Here is a 22,892-nt window from a genome sequence, read left to right as displayed (position 1 = left end):
CCTCACCCTCCTTAATTTAAGTCTCAATCTATAATATTGATATTGTAAAACATTTATGCAAAATATAATGTCTATCAATTCAACTTAAAAAAATAGAGCTGCAAAACACAGCTCTATGCAATCTCTCTTTCTTCTACTAATATCTCTCTTTTTAAATTGTACGGATGAAATATAGTCCTAACTATTTTCTTTTCAAGATTAAAAACTGCCGTAGCATGATGCATAAATTCATTTCTCAAATAATATCTTAAATCTATTACTCTTAAGATAATCTCTTCACCCTTATCTATAACTTTAACATGCTTTATAGGTGTGAATTCGGAAAAATATCTTCCAAGTTCAGTTTTGTCAAATTGCTTTATAAATTTATGATTAGTCTTTTTAAACTTCTTTCTTATTATGATTTTTTTATTTAAACAATAAACTTGTCCCACAATATTTGAGCCTTTAGTTTCTACAATGAAATCCCATTTCAAAGGATTGAAAAAAGAGGGTAAAACATTAATTCTTTTAATACTATTTTTATTTTTAAAGTTATTGTAAAGCACCTTTGTAACACTACTTCTCATATAAATTCTAGATAATAAATATACTATGAAAATTAATGAAAATATAATTCCTTTCATAACCACGTCTTTAAATAAAAATATCATACCTAACGATAAAAATATTATAAAGGGATCAAATAACATTAACAAACTTGCTGAAAATTTTCTCTTTGTAAATGGTAATAAGAACCTAGCACCATAGGAATTTAGCATATCAAATACAGAATGTGATAAGCTGCCTAAAAAGGTCCAAATGAAAATTCTAAAAAATGAATAATCTTTAAATATTAACCCTAAAGCTACAGATATAACCAGAGAAATAAAACCTATACCCAAAATTGAATGTGTCATTCCTCTATGATGTTTCAAATATTCATATTGCCCCTTTAATCTAAATACTATATCAATATCAGGTGCCATAGCTCCTATAACGCTACCCAACATTAAAGGATTTGCAGTATTTATTGGCTCACCACTTAAAGTAGATAATCCTAATCCTATTATTCCGTGTGTAATTGGATCCATTAAAAACACCTCCAAACTAGCTACGTATAAAATTATAGCACAGATTGCTCATATATTTCTTTGGTATATAATAGCATTCGTAACTAAAATTTTTAACAAAATAACTTGACTTTTATATGTTTTTTTGGTAACATACAATTTGTAGTCGATATGCCGAAGTGGTGGAATTGGCAGACGCGCCGGACTCAAAATCCGGTGGGGCTTACACCCCGTGCGGGTTCGACTCCCGCCTTCGGCACCAGAAAAACCCTAGGTTATTATAACCTAGGGTTAATTTGTTTTTCTATTGGATTTTACTAATTAAAACTTATCCAACATCATATAACTGTAATAACTTAAACAAAACAAGCATTTAATCTAAAATTGATTCCGCTTTCTTATAAATTTCTTTTATTTCATCCTTTGTTAATAAAAGATTTAAGACATGTGCTATTAGAATAATCCCCGGTATATCAATTAATAATCTAGTTACAGCAAAACGTACCCCTAAAGATGACATCTCAAATAGGAACATTGGAATTTTGGTAGTTGACCAAGCGCCTATAAATATCAGTACATTGCTAAATTTTACACCTTTTTTCATGAAAATTGCAGCTATAGGGAATGCTCCGTACAAAGGTCCTGCTGCTGCTGAACCTAAAATGATAGCAAGAATTACACCTTTTACTCCTGAATCTTCTCCCATATATTTCACCATAGTTTCTCTAGGAATCCATATATCTAACAATCCTAAAATTATAAAAACTGGTGGGATAACTAAAACCATCTCTTTAATACTGTATACTGCTGTATTGAAGGCTTTCATTCCTAAATTTCTGTTAAATATAGTAATAATCATCATAATAAAAATACCTACTAATGGGAAACTATATCTTTTTATTATTTTCATATTCCTCCCACAACCTTTCCTATAACATAAGCAACTAAAAATGAAAACAAAAATGCAAAACTATTTCTTAATATAGTAAGTTTTTTCCCAAAATATCGATTTTCTACTGGCATTGTAATAATTCCTACCATCATTAATGCAGAGATAAAAGCTCCTATCTGCATATATCCGGCTCCATTTTGCAAAAGCAAAGCCGCTGTTGGAAAAGCTACAAATCCTGGTATTAGTGTTATTGCTCCTACAACAGCTGACGCAATTATCCCAACCCATCCTGATTCTTTACCTATTAATCTTGAAATAACATCAGCATTAAATATTGAGAGAAACACCCCTACTAGAATAATAACGCCTAAAAATTCAGGTAATATGTTGCTAAATGCTTTCCACGATTTTTTTAAAGCTTTTTTGGTTTTCTGTTTGTCTTTTTTAAAAGATATTCCAAGTAATATAAAAGTAATAATATAAATAATATAATTTATCATTTTAATCCCCTCTTCCAAATATTTAATCATTTTTAAAAGTCCAGCTTAATTAGCTGGACTTTATTACTCATTTGTTGAAAAAATTATGTCCAAAGTGTTAGCTTTGTACCTTCGATAAAATATTTCATAAACAAATTTTGCACATATTGTTGCTAATAAATATCCTCCTATAACATCTATCACATAATGTTGTTTTATGGTAATTGTAGACAATATAACCATTGTAGAAAACACATAAGAAAATATCTTTATTGGTTTCTTTATATCTTTAATATTTAAAATAGCTACATGAGTTAAAACTGACTGTAATACATGAATGCTTGGAAAAGCATTTACTGGATTATCGTTTGAATATATTAAAATTATTAACTTGCTAAAAATATCACTACCAACTACTTCAGGTCTAATAACGTATGTCGGATATAATAAAAATATTATTAAAGAAATAGTTTGTCCCAAAATAACTGCTAATGAATGTGTAACAAATAACTTTTTATCTTTGATTAATAAATATAACAAAACACCCCATATATAAAAATACCATAATACATAAGGTATAACCATCCAATTAATAAAAGGAACATAATTATCCAAATAGCTCATTAAGTGATGCTTTCTCATATCTAATGTGTTTATTACTAAATACAAAACTTTAAGCATTATCAAAACTATTATAAGTAATACATATTTATATCTATCTTTATTTTCTTTTAAAAATTTCGTCATTCGTATTCACTCTCCTTCTCTACTATTCTAAATAAGCCTAGAAATAAAATCAAGTTAAATTTATTGACAAATCGTATTTTATTAATTACGATAATTAAAGAATATGAAAGTGGTGATATTATGGATTTTAGACAACTTGAGACTTTTGTTGAAGTAGTTAAATTAAAAAGTTTTTCTAAAGCTGCTGAAAAACTATATTTAACTCAGCCAACTGTTACAAATCATATTCAAAATCTAGAAAACGAATTGGGAACTTTATTACTAAATAGAACTGAAAGGAAAATAACCCCAACAGAAGCCGGTAATATTTTATATAAATATGCAATTGATATTCTGAATATTAGAGACATGGCTTGTTTTAGTTTAGGTGTATATAGAGGTAAAATAGAAGGACATTTAGAAATTAGTGCTAGCTCAATACCGAAACTATATATTCTGCCACAGTTAATCAAAAGCTTTTCTGAAAAGTTCCCAAACGTTACATTTTCAATAAATAATAAAGATTCAAAGGAAGTTGTAAAAAATATACTAGATGGAATTACTGACTTTGGCATAATTGGAGCTAAATATTATTCTAAACATCTAGAATACATAGAACTAATAGATGATAATATAGTTTTAATTACCCCTAATAATGAAAAATATCCATGGGAAAATAACCAGGAAATAGACCCTAAAATATTATTAAACGAAAGAATAATACTTAGAGAACTAGGTTCTGGTACAAGACATGTAGTTGAAAAAGCATTAAAAGAAAACGATTATAATTTAAATAATTTAAATATTGTAGCTTGTGTTGAAGATAATGAAACTATTAAGAAGTTTACAGAATTAGGAATTGGAATTAGTTTTATATCTGAAAAGGCTATCGAAAAAGAAGTAATAAATGGTACACTAAAAAAATTTAAATTGAAAGGTATAAACTTAACTAGAAAATTCTACTTAATTTATCATAAAAATAGACAACTATCTCCTTTAAACCTGACTTTCAAAGAGTTTATTCTCAATTATATTAATGGACAAAAATAGGTACTAGGCACTTGGGGCTTGGTACTGCTGGATATTGAGTTTACAATTAGGCAACAGCTGATAGCAAAAGAGAAATGGCGGCATCAATTGCCGCCTGTTTTCTTATGCATTAAAGAAAGCTTTATAACCTTTATATGTCATATATACATCTGATTTACTTACAAGTTCATAAGGAGCATGCATACTCAATACTGGCACGCCACAGTCAACAACTTCCATTCCATAGTTAGCTAAAATGTAAGCTATTGTTCCTCCACCACCTTGGTCTACTTTACCTAATTCACCGATTTGCCAAACAACATTGTTTTCATTAAATATTCTTCTAATTTCACTAATATATTCAGCATTAGCATCATTACAACCTGCTTTACCTCTCACTCCTGTATATTTAACTAAAGTTACTCCTTTTCCAATAAATGGTGCATTTCTCTTATCTAATACTTCAGGGTAGTTTGGATCAAAAGCTGCACATACGTCGGCAGAAAGAACTCTTGAATTAGCTAAAGCTCTCTTTGTTTTTAATTCACTATAACCTTCAGTTGTAAGTTCTATTAATTCTGACACTACATTTTCAAAGAACATTGAATGCATTCCTGTATTACCATAGCTTCCTACCTCTTCTTTATCTACAAATAAGGCTACGGCTGTTTTTTGTGGTGTATCAATTTCTAGTATTGCTTTAAGTGACGCATAAGCACAAACTCTATCGTCATGTCCATGAGCAGCAATTAAACTTCTGTCGATACCAACATCTCTAGCTTTTCCTGCTGGAACTACTTCCAATTCAGCAGTAGTAAAATCTTCTTCTTTTATACCGTACTTTTCATTTAACAACTTAAGTACATTTAATTTAATTTTTTCATTTAACTCTTTATCTCTATATGGAATACTTCCTATTATTATATTTAAACCTTCACCTGTTATACCTTCACCTAACTTTTTAGTTACTTGATCTTTTGCTAAATGCGGAAGAAGATCTGTAATAAAGAATACAGGATCATTTTCGTCCTCACCAATAACTATATTTACCTTCTCACCATTTGATTTAATTACAACTCCATGTAATGCTAAAGGCATTGAAACCCATTGATATTTCTTTATTCCTCCATAATAATGAGTTTTAAGTAACGCTAACTGACCATCTTCATAAAGAGGATTAGGTTTTAAGTCTATTCTAGGTGCATCTATATGTGAACCTATTATATTCATTCCTTTAGTTAAACACTCTTTACCAATAACAAACATTACTACTGCTTTTTCTTTGTTAACAGCATAAATTTTCATTCCTGGTTCAATTTTAATACCTTTTTCAATGATTTCCTCTAAAGATATGTAACCATTCTCTCTAGCTATCCTAACTATTTCTAATGCTGATTCTCTTTCAGTTTTTCCTCTGTTTAAAAACTCTTTATATCCCTCAGCAAACTCGAAAACCTTTTCCTCTTCAGCAACTCCTATCACTTCCCAAATGTTCTCCCATTTATGCGTTAATTCTTCCTGTAAAACTTTACCTTGTGACTTTTCGCTCATCATATCCCTCCTATTTAATTTTGGTATATAAATATTATCTTACTTTTTATCTACAATTGTCAACAAAATAGATTTCTTTCTCAGCATTATTACTAAAAATTAAAACTCTATTTTTTAAAGCTTTTTAATATTATTTCTATAAGCGTATATTGCTGCTTGTATTCTATCATTTACATTTATTTTCCTAAAAATATTTGAAACATGATTTTTAACTGTCTTCTCACTTATATATAATCGTTCAGCTATCTCTTTATTATTCAATCCTTCTGCGATTAAAGTCAATACTTCGTATTCCCTTCTGGTTAACACATCTTTAACCGAACTTTTATCGCTACCTCTATTTGCAACTTTATACTCTTTTGCTAAATATGTAGCAAGACTTGGTTGAATGAAAGATTTCCCTCTATAAACATCACGTATTGCTTTTATTAAAGTTTCTGAATCTGCATCCTTTAATACATATCCATCTGCACCTATATTTAAAGTTTCATATAAATACTCTCTATCATCATGAATAGTGAGCATGACTATTTTCGAATCTACTCCTATATCCTTTAGCCTTCTTAAAGCCTCTATACCATTCATCAAAGGCATATTTATATCTAATAATACAACATCAGGTTTGTATTCAAGAGTCATATTAATTGCTTCCTCACCATTAGAAGCTTGTCCTATTACTTTGATATCACTTTCTAATTCCAATATCTGTTTTAGTCCTTGTCTCATCAAAGAATGGTCGTCAACTATAAGTACTGTTATCTGTTTTTTCAATTTAATCATCCTTCCCGTCTATCGGTATTTTAAAAATAATGCTAGTTCCTCTCCCAATTGAAGAAATTATTTCAAGTTCACCATTAAGCAATTCTACCCTTTCTCTCATGCCTAAAATTCCAAATCCTCCTTCAGCTATATTAGTTTCTTTTAACTTTTTCTCTACGTCAAACCCGATACCGTCATCTTTCACAGCTATATTAATGTTATTCAAAGTAGTTTCAATTTTAATCTGAACATTTTTAGCTTTTGAATGTTTTTTTATGTTATTCAAAGCCTCTTGTATAATCCTAAATAATGTAATTTCAACAATAGATTCCATACTTTTAAATTGTCCTATTACAAAAACTTCAACATTTATACCGGTCTCTTCAGAAAAGTTATACCCATATCTCTTTATAGTTGGAATAAATCCTAAATCATCAATTGACATAGGCCTTAGATCATATATTATTTTTCTTATATCCTTAAGGCTTTCTCTAACTATATTTTTTAAATTCTTCAATTCATCTCTAACTTTATTCACATCAATATCTAAAAGCCTTTCACATATTTCTGTTTTAATTACAACATTAGCAAGTGACTGTGCTGGGCCATCATGAATGTCTCTTGCCACTCTTTGTCGTTCTTCTTCCTGAGCCTTCAAAATTTTTATTCCTAGTAATTGTTTCTTATGCATATCCTCAATAGTTTCACTCAGGTCACTTAAGTTTCCACTTAAATACTCTAAAGCAACACCAACTTGAGTAACTAATCTTTCTGCCTTTTTAAGAACTTTTTGAGCGTTAATTAACCTTAACTCTAGCTCTCTTCTTTTATTTATAAGGTCTTTTTCTTCCTGTCTCTTCAACATTAATAGTATCTGCAAATTTTTCGCATTATCATATGCCCTTTTAATATCTTCTTCTGTATAAAGTTTAAAATTTTTACTTATAATCATTAATTTTTTCCTACTATTTTTTTCTTCAATTTCTAAAATATCTACTTCTTTCACTAATTTTGAAACTCTCTCTTTTAATTCTTCTAATTCTCTTCTTATAGATTCGCATTCTTTTCTAGCACTTTCTGCTATATCGAATATTTCTTCTTTTCCTTTATTAATAGATTCTATAGTTTTTTTTAAAACTTCATTTATACGGTTAATATCTACTACATTTCTTTTCATAATTACACCTCATATATTTGCTTTATGTGTAATATAGTATATTTCGATTTTATTTTACTTATATCCTGCTTTTTTATCTTTGTAATATATGGTACTTCTGAACCATTCTATAAACACAAAAAAGCCGATAATATATCGGCAATATTAACTAAGTGGCTCAAATTTTGTTAATAAAAATTTATCATCTACTCTTAATAACTCTATTTCATACTTAACTACTTCTATTGATTCATTTTCATAAGATTTTATATCCCATTCAATTTCAGTTACAAAACTGATTTTTTCTAAATTATAGTCAATAAAAGATACATTTAATATTCTCAAATCACTAACATATTCAAAATCCGTTGGGTTTTCTCTTAAATAAGTTAAATATTCTAAATCCTCTCTTACTAGTACATCATCTTCTATTTTTTTTAATTTTTCTTTTGCTATATCTAAATCTAAACCTTCATAAATACATGAATTCATTATATTCATTCTACTTAATAAAATTGTTCTAATTGTTCCTATTACAAAAGCCTCATTTATTATATCATTATAAATCTGAGCCTGTCCAATACTAAAAAACAAAGTAATAATCATTAAAACGATCATAATAGTTAATTTTTTTTTCATTCCTATCCCCCTAACTTTATTATCCATAATTTAAGTATAGAGGAATAGGATTGAAAATTTTATCATATGTTGGCAGCTTTAAATTTTTTCGTAATACATATTACTACATCTTAATATCTATTTCGTCAAAAAATCTATACTTCCATAGACTCTATCTCTTTCTTTTCCTCTTCTGTTAATATTTTTTCTAAATCAACTAAAATTATTAATCTTTCATCAAGTTTACCAACGCCTGTAATATACTTACTATCTATCCCTGTTACAATATCAGGTGCTGGATCTATATCTTTATCATCTAATCTAATAGTTTGAGAAGCTTCATCTACTATAAAACCTATTTGCTTATCTTTTAAGTTTATTACAATAATTCTTGTATTATTGTCAATATCTTTTTGTTCAATATTAAATCTTTTATGAAGACTTATTATAGGTATAACATTTCCCCTATAGTTTATTATTCCTTCAACAAAAACTGGTGCATTAGGTACTTTAACACTTTTTTGATATGGCCCTATTTCTTTAACATTCATAATATCTATACCATATTCCTCATTACCTATTTTAAAAACTACATATTGCTTTTCAGCCATTTAAACTACCCCCTAATTTTTTTATTTATATTCATTTATTCTACATATTTTTCATTTATCCTCTATTCTTTTTATTCTGCAAACTTAATTGAATTCAACTGTTTTCTAAAACTTTTTCTAAAATTTTCAAGATATTCTTCTCTTAAAGCTTTTTGTTCTTTTTTTTCTTCTTCTGTTAAACCTTCTATTTTAGATTTTCTAGCCAAATAGTTTATTCTATTTAATTTTTCCTTTGATAACATAACAACACTCCCTCCAATAACTAAAATAATCTGTAATAAAGATTTTGCTCATATCCATAAACGGAAATTATATTTAAAATTACCCACGATTTAATGAGGTATATAATTTCCTATAGATTATAAACAAAAATACACATGTAAGTCAACGACCTACATGCGTATCTTACTACTCTAATTCACCTATATATGATTCTACTTCTCTTAAAATATCGCCTGAACTAATTAATTCAAAACTCTTATTAATATCTTTATATAAAATCCTATCTTTATCTACATGCGTTATATTCTCCCTAATTTTATTATATGCAGTTTTTGTTCCTCTTCCTAGTTTTTCACTTCCATTAAAATCTATAGCTTGAACAGCCGTTAACATTTCAATTGCCAGTACATTTTGTACATTAAATAATATTTCTTTTGCCTTTCTTGCAGCAATAGTACCCATACTAACATGATCTTCTTGATTTGCAGAAGAAGGTATTGAATCTACACTTGCAGGATGTGCAAGTACCTTGTTTTCAGATACAAGCGAAGCTGCTGTATATTGTGCTATCATAAATCCAGAATTTAATCCTCCCTTTTCTGCCAAAAACGCTGGTAGCCCACTCAATTGTGGATTTACTAATCTTTCAATTCTTCTCTCTGAAGAATTAGCTATTTCAGATAAAGCAATTCCTAAGAAATCCATAGCTAAAGCGATAGGTTGTCCATGGAAATTGCCCCCTGAAACTACAAATTCATCATCACTAAAAATCAGAGGATTATCTGTTGCTGAATTTATCTCTATATTTATTTTTTCTTCAACATATTCTAAAGCATCTTTACTAGCACCATGAATTTGTGGAATACATCTTAAAGTATATGCATCTTGAACTCTTATCTCACCTTGTCTTGTTATGTTTCCGCTATTTTCACATAGTCTTCTAATATTGCTAGCTGTTTTAATTTGACCTAAATGAGGTCTAACTTTATGGACTCTTTCATCAAAAGCATCTATTATTCCATTAAGTGCCTCTATTGTCAATGCTGCAGATATATCTGCAATTTTCATTAATTGTTTCGAATCGTAAACTGTTAAAGCTCCAATAGCCGTCATTATTTGAGTACCATTAATTAGTGCTAAACCTTCTTTTGATGTTAATTCAACTGTTTGAATACCAGCTTTGTTCATTGCCTCTTTCCCACTCAATCTTTCTCCTTTGTATATTGCTTCTCCTTCACCTAAAAGTACTAAAACCATATGTGATAGAGGTGCTAAATCACCACTTGCCCCCAAAGAACCTTTCTCTGGTATTATTGGATGTACTCCTTTGTTTAACATATCAATTAAAGTTTGGAGAGTGCTTAGCCTAATTCCTGAATTTCCTTTAGCTAAAGCATTTGCTCTTAGAAGCATTACGGCCCTAACTATCTCTTCGCTTAAAGGATTTCCTACTCCACATGAATGGCTCATAATTAGATTTTTCTGCAATTGTTTTGTCTCTTCTTTTGAAATAACCGTCTCACTAAACTTTCCAAATCCAGTTGTAATCCCATATACAACCTTTTCATTTTCAACAAACTTATCTACAAGTTCTCTAGCTTTTTTAACTCTTAAAATCGCATCATCAGACAACTCTACAATATATCCATTTCTCGCAACATTTACTACATCACTAATTGTTAAGTTGTAACCATCTATAATCACTTTCCCCATTCTTTCAACCCCTTCTAAAAATTTTACTCAATACTTTCACTTCCTTTCTTATTTCTTCAATATTTAATATTTTCCCTTCAAATAAGTTTAAATTTTAAGAAATATTTAAAATTTCAGTAATTTAATAGTTTATCACACTAAATTTTTTGAATCTTAACCCAAACGAAAATTTCCTATAGGCGTATATATTCTCTTACCGCCTATTAATTCACTATTCATAAGCGTCAAATTTTTTAATGTAAAACTATACTCTAAATCTTTTTCTATCAAATCATCTATAAAATACTTTTTTGATTCAAATACTACATCTCTTGCTAAAGTTATATGCGGAGTATATTTTCTTTTCTCTTTTTTAAAACCATACTTTATCAACTCTTCATCAACTGCAAATTTTATTTGTTTAACCTTTTCTACTTCGCCTGAGATCCCTAGCCATACAACTCTCATCATACCATTTCCAGGAAAATAATCTAACTTGTCCAATTTAAGCTTAATTTCATCGAAATTAGAAGCAATCTTTCTAAGACTTTTATTTATATCACCAACATAATTCTTATCTACACTTCCTAAGAATTTTAAAGTTAAATGAAAATTATCAATATATACCCACCTTCCCTTTGAAGAATTATTTTTCACTTTCTTCTGTATTTTCCCTAATTTCTCTTTTAAATCTCTATCAAAAGATAATGCAATAAACAATCTCATTTTCAAAACCTCCTCATAAATGAAAAGCAGCATAAAGCTGCTTTTATTTAAGTAGTCCTTTCAATTGATTATATACATCCTGAGGTGATTTCCCAGCTGCATCTATAACAGGTTTTTTAGTCATACTATCATGTATCCCCATAAAATTACTATCTTGCCCTGAAACTATAATAGCATCACAATTATCTAAATTATTTTTACTCCTACTTAAACTTTCTACATAATATCCTCTGCTTGAAAGAAAATCCCTCATATTCTTTAATCCATCTTCAACTACAATTCTCTTTTTCACAGTATTCACCTCCAAATACTCTCATATTTATTATGAGTATCTGGAGATGTATTTATTCCTATTTATTTAATTTTTTTGAACTATCCCTCTTCTGTAAATGGAATGGCAATATTGTACGTTTTTCTTCTAATGGTTCTTTTTTAAGCTCCTTAATTATCCTTCTTATTGCAACAGCTCCTATATCATAAAATGGTATCTTAATTGTTGTTAATCTAGGCCTTAAATTAGAGACAATACTAATATCTCCAAATCCTACAACTGAAATATCATCTGGTATTCTTATTTTATTATCATAACAATAATTCATGACGCCAATAGCTAACTCATCATTACTACAATATATAGCCGTAAAATCATTATAAGTCTTAAATATTTCTTTAGCAGCTTCATATCCATCTTCTATCTTGTATCCCTTTGCAAAATAAATATTGCTATTCATATCTTCAGTATCTGTCGAAGCTTTTTCAAATCCTTTTATTTTCATATTCTCTAATGAATTAACATCTTCCTTTACTCCTAAATATAATATATTTCTATGTCCTAAGCTAACTAAATACTTAGTCATTTCATAAGAAGCATCAATATAATCTATAGTCACTGTTGCATAATCTTCTTGGTGTGAAAATCTACTTAAAAATACAAATGGTATATCATATTTATCAATTTGTTCTTTAATTTCTGGATTTAAAACATCAGATACTAAAATTATCCCTTCAACCTGCTTTCTATTAAGTAGCTGCATATATTTTAACTCTGCTGCCTTATCGCCATACGTACTGCATAAAAGAATATCATAATTATACATTTTTCCAACTTCTTCAATACCTCTTACCATATCAGCTATGTATGAATTACCGATATCTGTTACAATAACACCAATCAAAAATGATTTCTTTGTAACTAAAGTCCTAGCAATTTCATTTGGTTTGTATCCAATTTCTTCTATTACATCCAAAACTTTTTTTCTAATTTCTGGACTAACAGGCTTAGAATTATTAATAACTCTAGATACTGTTGAAATAGATACACCAGCTATTCTGGCTACATCTTTAATAGTAACTGACAATAAATCACCTCCAAAACATTTTCTTTAATTTTTACAAACAAATATATGATATTATATTCTATTTATTAAATCAAATAATAGCTGCAATTATATCTGCTATTTTACAAACAAAGTTATATGAATTATAATCGAATTCCTTTTCCTTTATTGGTACTGAGAGATATAAAACACCTTTAATCTTTCCATTTATAATTGAAGGTGCAGCTATTACTGACTGCCAATCTGGTTTCCCTGTTATAGGATCAATTTTGCCTATATCTTCCCAATCGATTAAAAATTCACCTTTATTATTATCTATTACCCTTTCTATAATATTTTTATTATATCTAGGATAATTATCCCATTTCTGTTCTTTTCTTCTTCTAGCATATATCTTATTTATGCTTGAATCTTTATCAATTGTAAATAATATTGCTTGTTGAACTTCCATAACTTCAATTAATCTACCTAAAACCTCAAATATCTTATGCTCCACTTCTATATCTAGTTTTAATAGATTTAAAACATCAATCATTAAAGAAACTATACGTTGGTCCTGTACTGTGTTTCCAGTTACTATACCAGCAAGTTTGTCAAATCTTACTGCTTTATCTCTAATAGAACTATCCCAAAGAACTGCCTTATTCCTTCCTGTATTTTTTGCATGATACAAAGCTTTATCAGCATTTTCTATAAGTTCGTCTTTAAATTGTCCATGTTGTGGATAATTCGATACTCCTAAACTAATAGTAACTGGATAATCTTTACTTATCAAATTAGCATTTTCTACTTCTTTTCTTATTTTTTCTGCAACTTTTAATCCTTCATTTCCTTTGGTATCGTGCAGAATAATTATAAATTCCTCACCACCATATCTCCCTACAATATCAGTATTCCTAATATTATTCTGGATTATTTGCGCAACTTTGCTTAAAATTTCATCGCCTTTTTGATGACCAAATACATCATTTACGTTTTTAAATTTGTCTATGTCTGCCATTATCACCGAGAAACTATGGTTGTTAACTTTCGAGAATCTTAGTATTTCATCAAATAGAAAGTCAAAATATTTTCTATTATAAATTCCAGTAAGTTTATCTGTTGACGAAGAAACTTTCAAATAATAATTTTCAATATTTAAGTAAGCTATATAAGATAACATTTTCATTAACTCAAAAGTGCTTTGATCAAATCTATTAAAAATTATATCTGAATCCAAGTAAAAATACCCTATAATCTTATCATTCGAAAAGCTCTTTATCTTTTTTCTTCTTTCTACTTTGTTTAATAAACTTTCCTTTCTAGTCCTAAAAATTGGAATACAAATCATTGATTTAATATCACCAAATAAAAGTCTCTCTGTTTCACTTTTTACCTCTTCAAAAATATTTTTTAAAATAAAAGCTTTCTGTTTCTGTTTAACTATAAATTTTATTTTTTTCAGTTCTGCCTGGTCAATATTATCTATCGTAGAAGCGATAACTTCTAATTCATTTGTAACTTCATTATTTATGAAAATAAAACCTCTGCTAGCTAAGCTTTGGTCAACTGCAAATCTTATTAGCCTTTGTAAATTACTTTCATAATCATCATTAAATTTTTCTATCAATTTTGTTACCTGTAATATATTTAAATATGCCTTTGCATCTTTACTATTTTCTTCTATTGTCTTGTTTATTTTATTAAATAAGTTTATTAAAAGATCAATATCTTTCATATTATTATCTTTCAATTTTTTAAGTACTTCATTTGCTTTCTTCACCAATAATTCATCTTTATCCTTTAATAAATTATCTATTATCATACTTACTCTTTGTGTTATCTTATACTTTCCATGACTACTGAAATAAGTTAATCTAAAACTCTCATCTGGTATTTTTTTTGAAAGTCTTTTTAACAAATCCAAAACCATCAGATAATAATTAGCTGCTTTATAATACTCTTGTTTCTTAAAGAACTTTTCGCCAATCATATAATAAATAAACAATTCAAACTCTAAAAATCTATTATCTCTAACTAGTTTGAGTACTTCTATTAGTCTTTGAATTCCCCAATCTTCTATACATATAATCAACATTCTTCTAACTATATCCAGATAAATTGTAGATACTCTTTTTGCTATTTCAGCATCTTCTTCTAATAATTCTAATGCGTAATCTATATCACCAACTTGAATAGCAACATATGCTATCCTTAAAAGGAAATCTCTTCGACCAGTATTTCGATTTCTAAGTTTAAATTCATTTCTTATTCTATTAATTTCTTCTTTATCTAATATACCAGTTTCATAATATTTAATAAGAGCTTTTAAAGATATTGCGTTAAGTTTATATTTAATATCAAATTTAGTACTATTTTCTATTGTCTTATCACAATATTCTCTTGCTTTATCCCATTTCCCAAATTTATAATAAAATTCACTTAGAAAATTATAATACTCAGCAACATTTATTTTACTTATATTAGATTTTTTGAGTTTCTCTTCTATAACATAATAACAATCAAAAGATTTATCAAACTCTCCTGTATGAAGGTATATAGCAGCTAAATTTTTCATAGCAAGAAAATACATATCTTCATATTCAAGCTCTTTTGATAGTTTAACAGCCTTTTCAACTACTTCTTTAGCCTTTTCATATTCATTAATATTTAAGTATAATTCACCTATATTGTTTAGAAATACCACTTCATTTTGTATAGAATTATACTTCTGAGATATCTCAATTCCTTCTTTCATATACTTCATTGCTTTGTCAATTTCATCAAAATAATTAGCATAAATTATACCAATATTATTAATAGGACGAGTAGATTCTACAAATTCATTAGCTTTTTGGAATAACTCTATGCTTTTTTCAAAACATTCTATCGCCAAATTAATTTTTTCTGTAAACATATGAACAAGACCCATATGATTATAAATACTGCCTGCATATTTATATAAATTTTCTTCCAAAGCTAATCTTAAATATTTTTTACTAAGTTTCAAAACTAAATCATATTTGCCCTTCCAAATATTAATTTTATTTAATAAAATCACAGCATCTAAGATAGCTTCAATCGAGTCTATAGCTTTGGCCTCTAAATATGCTTCTATCGCTAATCTTCTACATGTGTTCAAATCATTTCTTAGATAAAAAATATTAGCCATATTTATTTTGCATCTAATAGCCAACTGTTTATTATCTGATTCCAGCGCTCCTTTTAGGACTTTTTTATACATATCTATAGCTTTATTATTTTCACCCTGATAAGCATATAATTTACCCATATTTATTAATACATCTAATTTCCTTATATCATTCGGTTTTTTCTCTAAAAGTCTATATGCTTTTTCCCATAATAACATTGCACGTGAATTCGCAAGTAATCTCTGCATCTTCTTTGCAAATGTAATAGCATAATCAATGGCTTTATCTATTTCATTAGATAAAGTTAAATGATAGATTAATTCATCAAAATTTACTCTATCCTGTTTCTTATAAATATCCTCAAGAATTTCAGATGCTTGTCTATGCAGTTTACTTCTTTCATTTTTATCAATACTGTTATATATATATCCTTTGACATTCCGATTATAAAAAGTATAAGTATAACCCCAATCCTCTACTCGTTTATCCAATAGTTTCATAGAAACTAATTTTTCAATTAAACTTAATAATTTTTCCTCACTTATATTTACCATTTTCTCTATAATTTTTTGAGAAACTGGACTGTTAAATACAGAAATTATTTTAATAATACTGTACAAATCTCTATCTAATAGTTCAATTTGTTCTTTAATAGCTTCATCTATATTTTCAGGTATAAGAAGTTGGTTAATGTTTTCAATCTTTAAATTCCATGTACCTCTTTTATCCAAATAAAGTTCTTTTGCTACATACAGTTTTTTCAAAACTTCTTCTATATATCTTGGATTCCCATTAGTTTCTTCTATTATTCTAGCTGTAAAATTAATAGGTTTATAATCAATATTCAAAATATTACTTAATAATTCTGCTGTTTCATATAGATTAAGTTTAAGTAATTCAAGTTCTTTAACTTCATCTAACTTTTTCCATTCATTAATAATACCTTTTATCTCTGACCTATATTTTATTTTTTCTTCATCATAAGTAATAATCAATAATAAAGGAACTGAACTGCTGTTTCTTATAATATAATTCAACATTCTAAAAGTTTCTAAGTCCGCATTATGCAAATCATCTATCATAATATAAGTTGGCGTCTTATTTACATAATCTACAAAGAAGTTAGTAATCCGATCATATAACCTTAACTTTTCCTTATCTGCACTTAAAACTGGTGATGGTTTAATGTCTTTAATAAGCCTTATCTCTGGCATTATTTTAACTAATTCTGCTCCATATTTCTCAATTAAACTAATATCTGCACTCTTTACCATCTGTTTTAAAATCATTTGAATTGGTGAAGAGCCAACTGAATTTGATATATCAACCATAACTTTAAATAATGTTCTGTTACTCATTCTCAATCTAAATCCTATTTCATTGAGAAAACGTGTTTTACCAATTCCACTTTCTCCTTTAATTAACACCAATTTTGTTTTATAATTGCCTATATTGAATTGACTATCAACATCAAGCACTTCTTTTATTTCTTTATCTCTACCTACTATCGGTGTTTTAAATATTAAATTTCGATTTGCAAAATCAAACTCGAATTGTCTTCCTGTGATAATATTCAAATCATTAACTAATTGGTAAATATCATCATATCTCTTATTAACATCTCTGCTTATACATTTTTTAATAATCTTAAAATAATCATCATCACGACTATTTACTTCTTCCAATATACTTTGATAATTAAAATCTATCTTATTACCTTTTAACAAAACATAAAATAATATACCAATTGAAAATATATCTGTTCGTTTATCTATCTTTTTTTTATCAAAGGTAAATTCAGGTGCAATAAATAATCTATCATTATAGCCAAAAGTTCTGCTTATAATATGTTCTTTCACCGAAACAATATCTTGTAATTTAACTTTTATTTCATTTTTAGATTTATTTATAAAAATATTTTGTTGATTTAAGAAAGTATAAGTTATTCCTTGTAAATGCAAATGATATAATACATCGCATATTTGATAAATAATATTGATTACTTCTTGTTCTGTAAATTTATCTATAACATCAATAAGCTTAAATCCACTTTTTACTTCAGTTGTATAAAAATACAGAAGTTTTTTTGAATCTTTATTATCAATTGTTTTAACTATGTCAAAACTGTAACTTCTGATAATATTAGGGTGCGTAATAGTACTATATCTAATAAAATTTTGTATTAGGTATTTTACATATTTACTAGTATTTGGGGTGTCTTTGTATAATTTTAAAAATTTCTTTGCATTATTTTTTATTAAGTCCCTTACTTCATATTTAATACTTTCATCATTTTCTTCAATAATATTATTTATAAAATACCTATTGTTTATTAATTCCATAAAATCCCCTTCCCTATAACAAACAATACTTAACATTGCAAGTTTCAGAATATATCGAATTTAAGTAACATTATACCATAAATCAAGCTTAAAGAGTATATCTTACACATGTTATCATACTTGTATACTTTTCCATCTACCAGATCTGAATCTGATAAATAATAATAATCCTCTTATAATTAAATCAATACTCATAGCTATCCAAGCACCAATCAAACCAAGTTTTAAAACTATTACAAATAGGTATGCTAATGTAAGTCTTATTCCCCAAATACCTGTAAAAGTAATTATAAGCACCCATCTAGTATCTCCTGCACCTCTTAATCCCCCAGCAAATCCCATTACACCTGCTAAAAAAGGCTGTGATATAGCAACAATTCTGAGACACCATCTCGCACTATCTAATATTTCCCTATCTCTTGTAAAAATCATTAAAAACATATCAGGCCAAATAAAGAAAAAAAGTCCAAATATCCCCATCACTATAGAAGCCATTTTTACAGCAATATATCCACTTTTCTGTGCTAGTTTAGGATTTTCAGCCCCTAAATACTGACCAACTAATGTAGTTGCTGCTAGTGCAAATCCAAACCCTGGCATAAAAGATATAGATTCAGCAGTTAATGTAATTCTATGTGCTGCTACCATTGTTGTTCCAAGACTTGTTACTATTCTAAAAAACAAAAGTTGTCCAAATCTCATAAAAAATTGTTCTATTGCAGCGGGTATTCCAATATTAAAAATACGTTTAATAATTTGAAAATCGATTTTATTATTTTCTTTAATATTCACTTTTATTTTACCTTTACCTTTAATAATTATTAAAAAAATAAATAAACCAGCAATACTTCGAGCAAAAGCCGTAGAAATAGCTGCCCCAACCACTTCTAAACCAGCACCTGGTATTTTAATAAATATACTTTTATTTAATATAGGAATACTTATATTTATCATTCGAGTATGGTAAATTAAAAAAAAGTTTCCAACTATATTTATTATATTTGAAACCCCATTTATATATATAGGTGTCTTAGTATCCCCTGTACCTCTAAAAACACCACTCATTATAATACCTATTATCATAAAAGGTAAGGATAAACTGACAATTTTAAAATAATTTGTAGCTTGTGGAATTACATCTGCTTTTGCTCCCATTAAAATAACTACTGTTTTAGCCAGTAACTGACCTAATAAAGCAAAAAATACAGCAGTAACTAAACTAATGATAAGTGCTTGTTTAGCCACATCATTTGCTTTTTTGATATCTTTAGCTCCAATAAATCTCGCAACTAAAGCAGTAGTTCCAACACTTATAGCTGAAAAGATTGCCATCGCAGTCATCATAGGCATATCACTTATGCCTACTGCTGCAATAGCTGAAGCTCCAAGACTTCCAACCATAGCCATGTCAGCAAAACCTAATAAAGTCTGCATAAGCATCTCCATAATTGCAGGGAGAGCTAAATTAATAGTTTGTCTAGTTAAGTTTTTATCAGTTAATGCTTCATTCGCATCTTTTACGGTTTCCATCATAACTCCCCCTCTCTTTCCATAGCTATATATAACTTTTCTAAACTTTTAACAAGAGACTGCTTTTCTTCTTCTGTAAAAGAACTTAACATCTTTTCTAAGTAATCTATTCTTCTATTAAGGACCTTTTGCAATATTTCAAATCCCTTATCTAGCACTTTTATTCTAACCACTCTTCTATCTTTATCATCTCTTACTCTTACAACCAAACCATTCTTTTCCATTCTATCAACTAAATCCGTTATTGTGCTATATGCAAGAGCTAATCTTTCACTTATCTCACCTATCGTCAAATTCCCTTCTCTTATCAAATACTGAAGTGCATTAAATTGAGGCCCTGTTATATTATAATCTTTTAAAATTTCTCTTCCTTTTTTCTTTATTATGCAGTCGATTTTTCTTAAATATTTTTCAATAGCTTCAACATTATTAAGTTTACGCATTTCTTATACCTCCTAATATTTCGATACTCTAAATTTTATTACTATAGTTAATAATACCATTTGATACATTGTAGTTCAACAGAATAACCTTAACTTTTGCACAAAAATAATAAGCAATTTCATATAACATATTTTCCTAAATTAATTTCTACAATTTTCTCAAAATACTAAGAAGGATTTATAAAACACTTATAGAATAAGTAATCTGTGACTTTGTTTACCTTAACTATTTAGCGAAAGGGGGGGAAGGTTGAAATATATACATACTAAAACAAAAAAGCCAAAATATTTCTCTTTACTTATCATTCCCCACTCTAACAATATAAAACAATTTAAAATAGCCACATGGATTCCTAAACTCTTAATATTTCTTATTACTATCACTTTATCTACAACTATTTTTCTATTTTATTCTTATCAAGAATTAAAAAATGAATATTTAGCAAAACTCGATGAACTAGAGTATGTAAATAATGTAAACCTAAAGCAAAAAGCTGAAATTGAAACTTTGAGACAAAAAACTACTGAAATACAGGAAAAACTCGATACTATTTCTAAATTTCAAGAGAAAATCAAAAACATGGTCGGAATTAAAGATAATAAAAAAGAAAAAAAAGCAATAAATCCTTCAAGAAGTGGAAATTTATTTTCTAAAGAAAAACTAGTTTTAGAAGAACTTGATAGTAGCATAACATCACAAATGGATGATTTATCAAAACTTTTAGATAGTAGTAAAGAAGAATTAATTAAACTAATAGCAGATGTAGAAAAAAAGCTAAAATATTTAGATGCTAAACCGAATCTAATGCCTGCCAAAGGTAAAATAACTTCGGGGTATGGTTATAGACGCAATCCATTTGGTAAAGGAAGAGAGTTTCATAAGGGATTAGATATAGCAAATAAACCAGGAACGAAAATTAGAGCTGCCGGAAGTGGGGTTGTAACTTTTGCGGGTTATTATGGGGGGTATGGGAAAGTCATAATAATCAGTCATGGATATGGTTATCAATCTATATATGGACATAACAAAAAACTCCTTGTAAAAGTAGGGCAACATGTAAAAAAAGGAGAAGTCATTGCTGAAATGGGCAATACAGGTAGAAGTACAGGACCACATTTACACTTTGAAATCAGATACTATGGCAAACCCGTTAACCCAAAAAATATAATTGATAATTATGAATAACTTTATAAGGAGCGATTCATAATGTTTAACAAAAAAGAAGCAAAACTTGATAAGATCGATACACTCATTGGTAAAAATACAAAACTTGAGGGTAAAATTGAATGCAAAGGAACAATAAGATTAGATGGTGAGCTAACAGGAGATCTAATCGTCGAAGGAAATGTTATTATTGGAGAAAGTGGAAAGATTAATGGTAATATTACATGTAATAATATTTTTATATCAGGTATAGTTAAGGGTAATATTATCTCAAAAGAACTATTAAGATTAACGAATACAGCCAAATTATATGGAGATATTCAAGTAAAAACATTTATCGTTGATGAAAATGCCGTATTTGAAGGTTCATGTAAAATGGAAGTTGCTAAAACCTTAAATGAAACAAAAGTCAACAAAGAATCAAAAAAATCAAAATAAGGAGCAATTCTAAAGCTCCTTATTTTTATCTTACAAAAATTCTAAACGCTTGTGGTGCTATCTCGAATACAGCTGGTAACATTCCGAGATATTCTCCATCTACATCAACATGTACTTCATCCTCAGTACTAATTTTAATTCTTTTAGTTTTAAAATAAACTACATTTGGATGTTTTATATGTTCACCCTTTAATAAATTTATAAATATAGAGACTATATCAGTAATTTCTGACTTCTTTATTATTATACAGTCTAAGTAACCATCTTCTACTTCTGCCGTTGGAGCAAGCTTTTTAAATCCTCCAATTGATGAACTATTAGATATAAGAAATAATAGCACATCTTCAGTAGCATTATATTCATCACTTTCAATCGTCAATTTTATTGGTTTAAACTTTTGTCTAGGTATTTCTTTAAGCCCTTCTATATAATAAGCCATTCTTCCAAGTACAGTTTTCAACTCTGATGGTACTTGATGTGCAACATTAGTTAATAATCCACCAGCTGCAACATTTACGAAGTACTTATCTCCTACCTTTCCTAAATCTACATCAATTGTCTTACCAGCTAATATCATATCACAAAACTCTTTCACGTTTCTTGGTATATCCATGAAATTTGCAAAATCATTTACAGTTCCAGCAGCAAGAATACCTACAGGTATCTTTCTACCGCCCACTACAATACCATTTGCAACTTCATTTACTGTACCATCTCCACCACATGCAATTATTATATCCCAATCTTCCCTGCAGCACTTTACAGTCTCATTAAAAGCGTCATCTTTCTTTTTTGTTGCAAACTTACCTACTAAATAGCCATTATCCATTAAAATATTACAAATTGTATCTATTCTCCTTTGAACTATCTGCCTTCCTGAAGACGGATTATATATAACTTTTACTTTTTTCATTCGTATCACCTGCTGCATAATTTTTGTATTCAAAATATTATTCTAAAACAAATCATAGTATAACATAATAATCATTTATA

Annotated in this window: 21 protein-coding genes and 1 tRNA gene; 4 read left to right on the top strand and 18 right to left on the bottom strand. The window is 28.2% G+C overall.

Going from position 1 to position 22,892, the window contains the following annotated elements:
• Nucleotides 1-113: 113 nt before the first annotated feature.
• Nucleotides 114-1,073: a metal-dependent hydrolase gene (locus AB4Y15_RS05405; protein WP_427338938.1), complete on the bottom strand. Its 960-nt coding sequence runs from the start codon at nucleotides 1,071-1,073 to the stop codon at nucleotides 114-116.
• A 152-nt stretch (nucleotides 1,074-1,225) separates the two neighbouring features.
• On the opposite strand from AB4Y15_RS05405, the gene AB4Y15_RS05400 reads away from it, so the two are divergent.
• Nucleotides 1,226-1,314, top strand: a tRNA-Leu gene (locus AB4Y15_RS05400).
• Nucleotides 1,315-1,425: 111 nt separating this feature from the next.
• On the opposite strand, the gene AB4Y15_RS05395 is transcribed toward AB4Y15_RS05400, so the two are convergent.
• The 3 genes from AB4Y15_RS05395 to AB4Y15_RS05385 all read right to left on the bottom strand — a co-directional run bounded on the left by AB4Y15_RS05395 (nucleotide 1,426) and on the right by AB4Y15_RS05385 (nucleotide 3,170).
• Nucleotides 1,426-1,962, bottom strand: a complete 537-nt coding sequence (locus AB4Y15_RS05395) for a permease (RefSeq protein ID WP_427338937.1) — start codon at nucleotides 1,960-1,962, stop codon at nucleotides 1,426-1,428.
• Nucleotides 1,959-2,444 (bottom strand): hypothetical protein, encoded by a 486-nt coding sequence (locus AB4Y15_RS05390; protein ID WP_427338936.1) that lies wholly within the window; start codon nucleotides 2,442-2,444, stop codon nucleotides 1,959-1,961. Before AB4Y15_RS05390 ends, AB4Y15_RS05395 begins: the two co-directional genes overlap by 4 nt.
• Nucleotides 2,445-2,507: 63 nt before the next feature.
• Nucleotides 2,508-3,170 carry a phosphatase PAP2 family protein gene (locus tag AB4Y15_RS05385; protein ID WP_427338935.1) on the bottom strand — a complete coding sequence of 221 codons (663 nt, stop codon included), beginning with the start codon at nucleotides 3,168-3,170 and terminating at the stop codon, nucleotides 2,508-2,510.
• A gap of 120 nt (nucleotides 3,171-3,290) precedes the next feature.
• Here AB4Y15_RS05385 and AB4Y15_RS05380 point away from each other — a divergent pair, with 120 nt between their 5' ends.
• Nucleotides 3,291-4,199 (top strand): selenium metabolism-associated LysR family transcriptional regulator, encoded by a 909-nt coding sequence (locus AB4Y15_RS05380; RefSeq protein ID WP_427338933.1) that lies wholly within the window; start codon nucleotides 3,291-3,293, stop codon nucleotides 4,197-4,199.
• A gap of 102 nt (nucleotides 4,200-4,301) precedes the next feature.
• Here the strand turns inward: AB4Y15_RS05380 and AB4Y15_RS05375 are convergent, their stop codons facing one another.
• The 13 genes from AB4Y15_RS05375 to AB4Y15_RS05315 form a co-directional block, all read right to left on the bottom strand.
• On the bottom strand, nucleotides 4,302-5,729 hold the full coding sequence (locus AB4Y15_RS05375; protein ID WP_427338932.1) for an aminopeptidase: 1,428 nt from the start codon (nucleotides 5,727-5,729) through the stop codon (nucleotides 4,302-4,304).
• Between the two features lie 114 nt (nucleotides 5,730-5,843).
• A complete protein-coding gene (locus AB4Y15_RS05370; protein ID WP_427338930.1) occupies nucleotides 5,844-6,500 on the bottom strand; it encodes a response regulator in 657 nt (218 codons plus the stop codon).
• Between the two features lies 1 nt (nucleotide 6,501).
• Complete coding sequence (locus AB4Y15_RS05365) at nucleotides 6,502-7,665, bottom strand: sensor histidine kinase (RefSeq protein WP_427338928.1); 1,164 nt, start codon at nucleotides 7,663-7,665, stop codon at nucleotides 6,502-6,504.
• A gap of 144 nt (nucleotides 7,666-7,809) precedes the next feature.
• The gene (locus AB4Y15_RS05360; RefSeq protein WP_427338927.1) at nucleotides 7,810-8,283 is read right to left on the bottom strand and encodes a hypothetical protein; all 474 of its coding nucleotides are present in this window, start codon (nucleotides 8,281-8,283) and stop codon (nucleotides 7,810-7,812) included.
• Between the two features lie 134 nt (nucleotides 8,284-8,417).
• Nucleotides 8,418-8,873 (bottom strand): chemotaxis protein CheW, encoded by a 456-nt coding sequence (locus AB4Y15_RS05355; protein WP_427338926.1) that lies wholly within the window; start codon nucleotides 8,871-8,873, stop codon nucleotides 8,418-8,420.
• Between the two features lie 71 nt (nucleotides 8,874-8,944).
• Nucleotides 8,945-9,115 (bottom strand): DUF896 domain-containing protein, encoded by a 171-nt coding sequence (locus AB4Y15_RS05350; protein WP_427338924.1) that lies wholly within the window; start codon nucleotides 9,113-9,115, stop codon nucleotides 8,945-8,947.
• Between the two features lie 166 nt (nucleotides 9,116-9,281).
• On the bottom strand, nucleotides 9,282-10,808 hold the full coding sequence (gene hutH / locus AB4Y15_RS05345) for a histidine ammonia-lyase (RefSeq protein WP_427338923.1): 1,527 nt from the start codon (nucleotides 10,806-10,808) through the stop codon (nucleotides 9,282-9,284).
• A 153-nt stretch (nucleotides 10,809-10,961) separates the two neighbouring features.
• Complete coding sequence (gene thpR / locus AB4Y15_RS05340; RefSeq protein ID WP_427338922.1) at nucleotides 10,962-11,513, bottom strand: RNA 2',3'-cyclic phosphodiesterase; 552 nt, start codon at nucleotides 11,511-11,513, stop codon at nucleotides 10,962-10,964.
• 43 nt (nucleotides 11,514-11,556) lie between these two features.
• Nucleotides 11,557-11,805 carry a YkuS family protein gene (locus AB4Y15_RS05335; protein ID WP_427338921.1) on the bottom strand — a complete coding sequence of 83 codons (249 nt, stop codon included), beginning with the start codon at nucleotides 11,803-11,805 and terminating at the stop codon, nucleotides 11,557-11,559.
• Nucleotides 11,806-11,863: 58 nt separating this feature from the next.
• Entirely contained in the window at nucleotides 11,864-12,871 is a 1,008-nt protein-coding gene (locus tag AB4Y15_RS05330) for a LacI family DNA-binding transcriptional regulator (RefSeq protein ID WP_427338919.1), read from the bottom strand.
• A 70-nt stretch (nucleotides 12,872-12,941) separates the two neighbouring features.
• On the bottom strand, nucleotides 12,942-18,323 hold the full coding sequence (locus AB4Y15_RS05325) for a diguanylate cyclase (protein WP_427338918.1): 5,382 nt from the start codon (nucleotides 18,321-18,323) through the stop codon (nucleotides 12,942-12,944).
• A gap of 114 nt (nucleotides 18,324-18,437) precedes the next feature.
• A complete protein-coding gene (locus AB4Y15_RS05320) occupies nucleotides 18,438-19,853 on the bottom strand; it encodes an MATE family efflux transporter (protein WP_427338917.1) in 1,416 nt (471 codons plus the stop codon).
• Complete coding sequence (locus AB4Y15_RS05315) at nucleotides 19,853-20,296, bottom strand: MarR family winged helix-turn-helix transcriptional regulator (protein ID WP_427338916.1); 444 nt, start codon at nucleotides 20,294-20,296, stop codon at nucleotides 19,853-19,855. Before AB4Y15_RS05315 ends, AB4Y15_RS05320 begins: the two co-directional genes overlap by 1 nt.
• 250 nt (nucleotides 20,297-20,546) lie before the next feature.
• On the opposite strand from AB4Y15_RS05315, the gene AB4Y15_RS05310 reads away from it, so the two are divergent.
• Entirely contained in the window at nucleotides 20,547-21,482 is a 936-nt protein-coding gene (locus AB4Y15_RS05310; protein WP_427338915.1) for a peptidoglycan DD-metalloendopeptidase family protein, read from the top strand.
• Nucleotides 21,483-21,503: 21 nt separating this feature from the next.
• A complete protein-coding gene (locus tag AB4Y15_RS05305) occupies nucleotides 21,504-21,899 on the top strand; it encodes a bactofilin family protein (protein WP_427338913.1) in 396 nt (131 codons plus the stop codon).
• Between the two features lie 25 nt (nucleotides 21,900-21,924).
• Here AB4Y15_RS05305 and AB4Y15_RS05300 read toward each other — a convergent pair whose 3' ends face one another.
• Nucleotides 21,925-22,812 (bottom strand): YegS/Rv2252/BmrU family lipid kinase, encoded by an 888-nt coding sequence (locus AB4Y15_RS05300; RefSeq protein WP_427338912.1) that lies wholly within the window; start codon nucleotides 22,810-22,812, stop codon nucleotides 21,925-21,927.
• Between the last annotated feature and the right edge of the window lie 80 nt (nucleotides 22,813-22,892).

The sequence above is a fragment of the Caloranaerobacter longqiensis genome, from assembly GCF_050286925.1.
In the GTDB taxonomy this organism is placed as follows: domain Bacteria; phylum Bacillota; class Clostridia; order Tissierellales; family Thermohalobacteraceae; genus Caloranaerobacter.
This window is presented reverse-complemented; position numbering and strand designations above follow the sequence as displayed.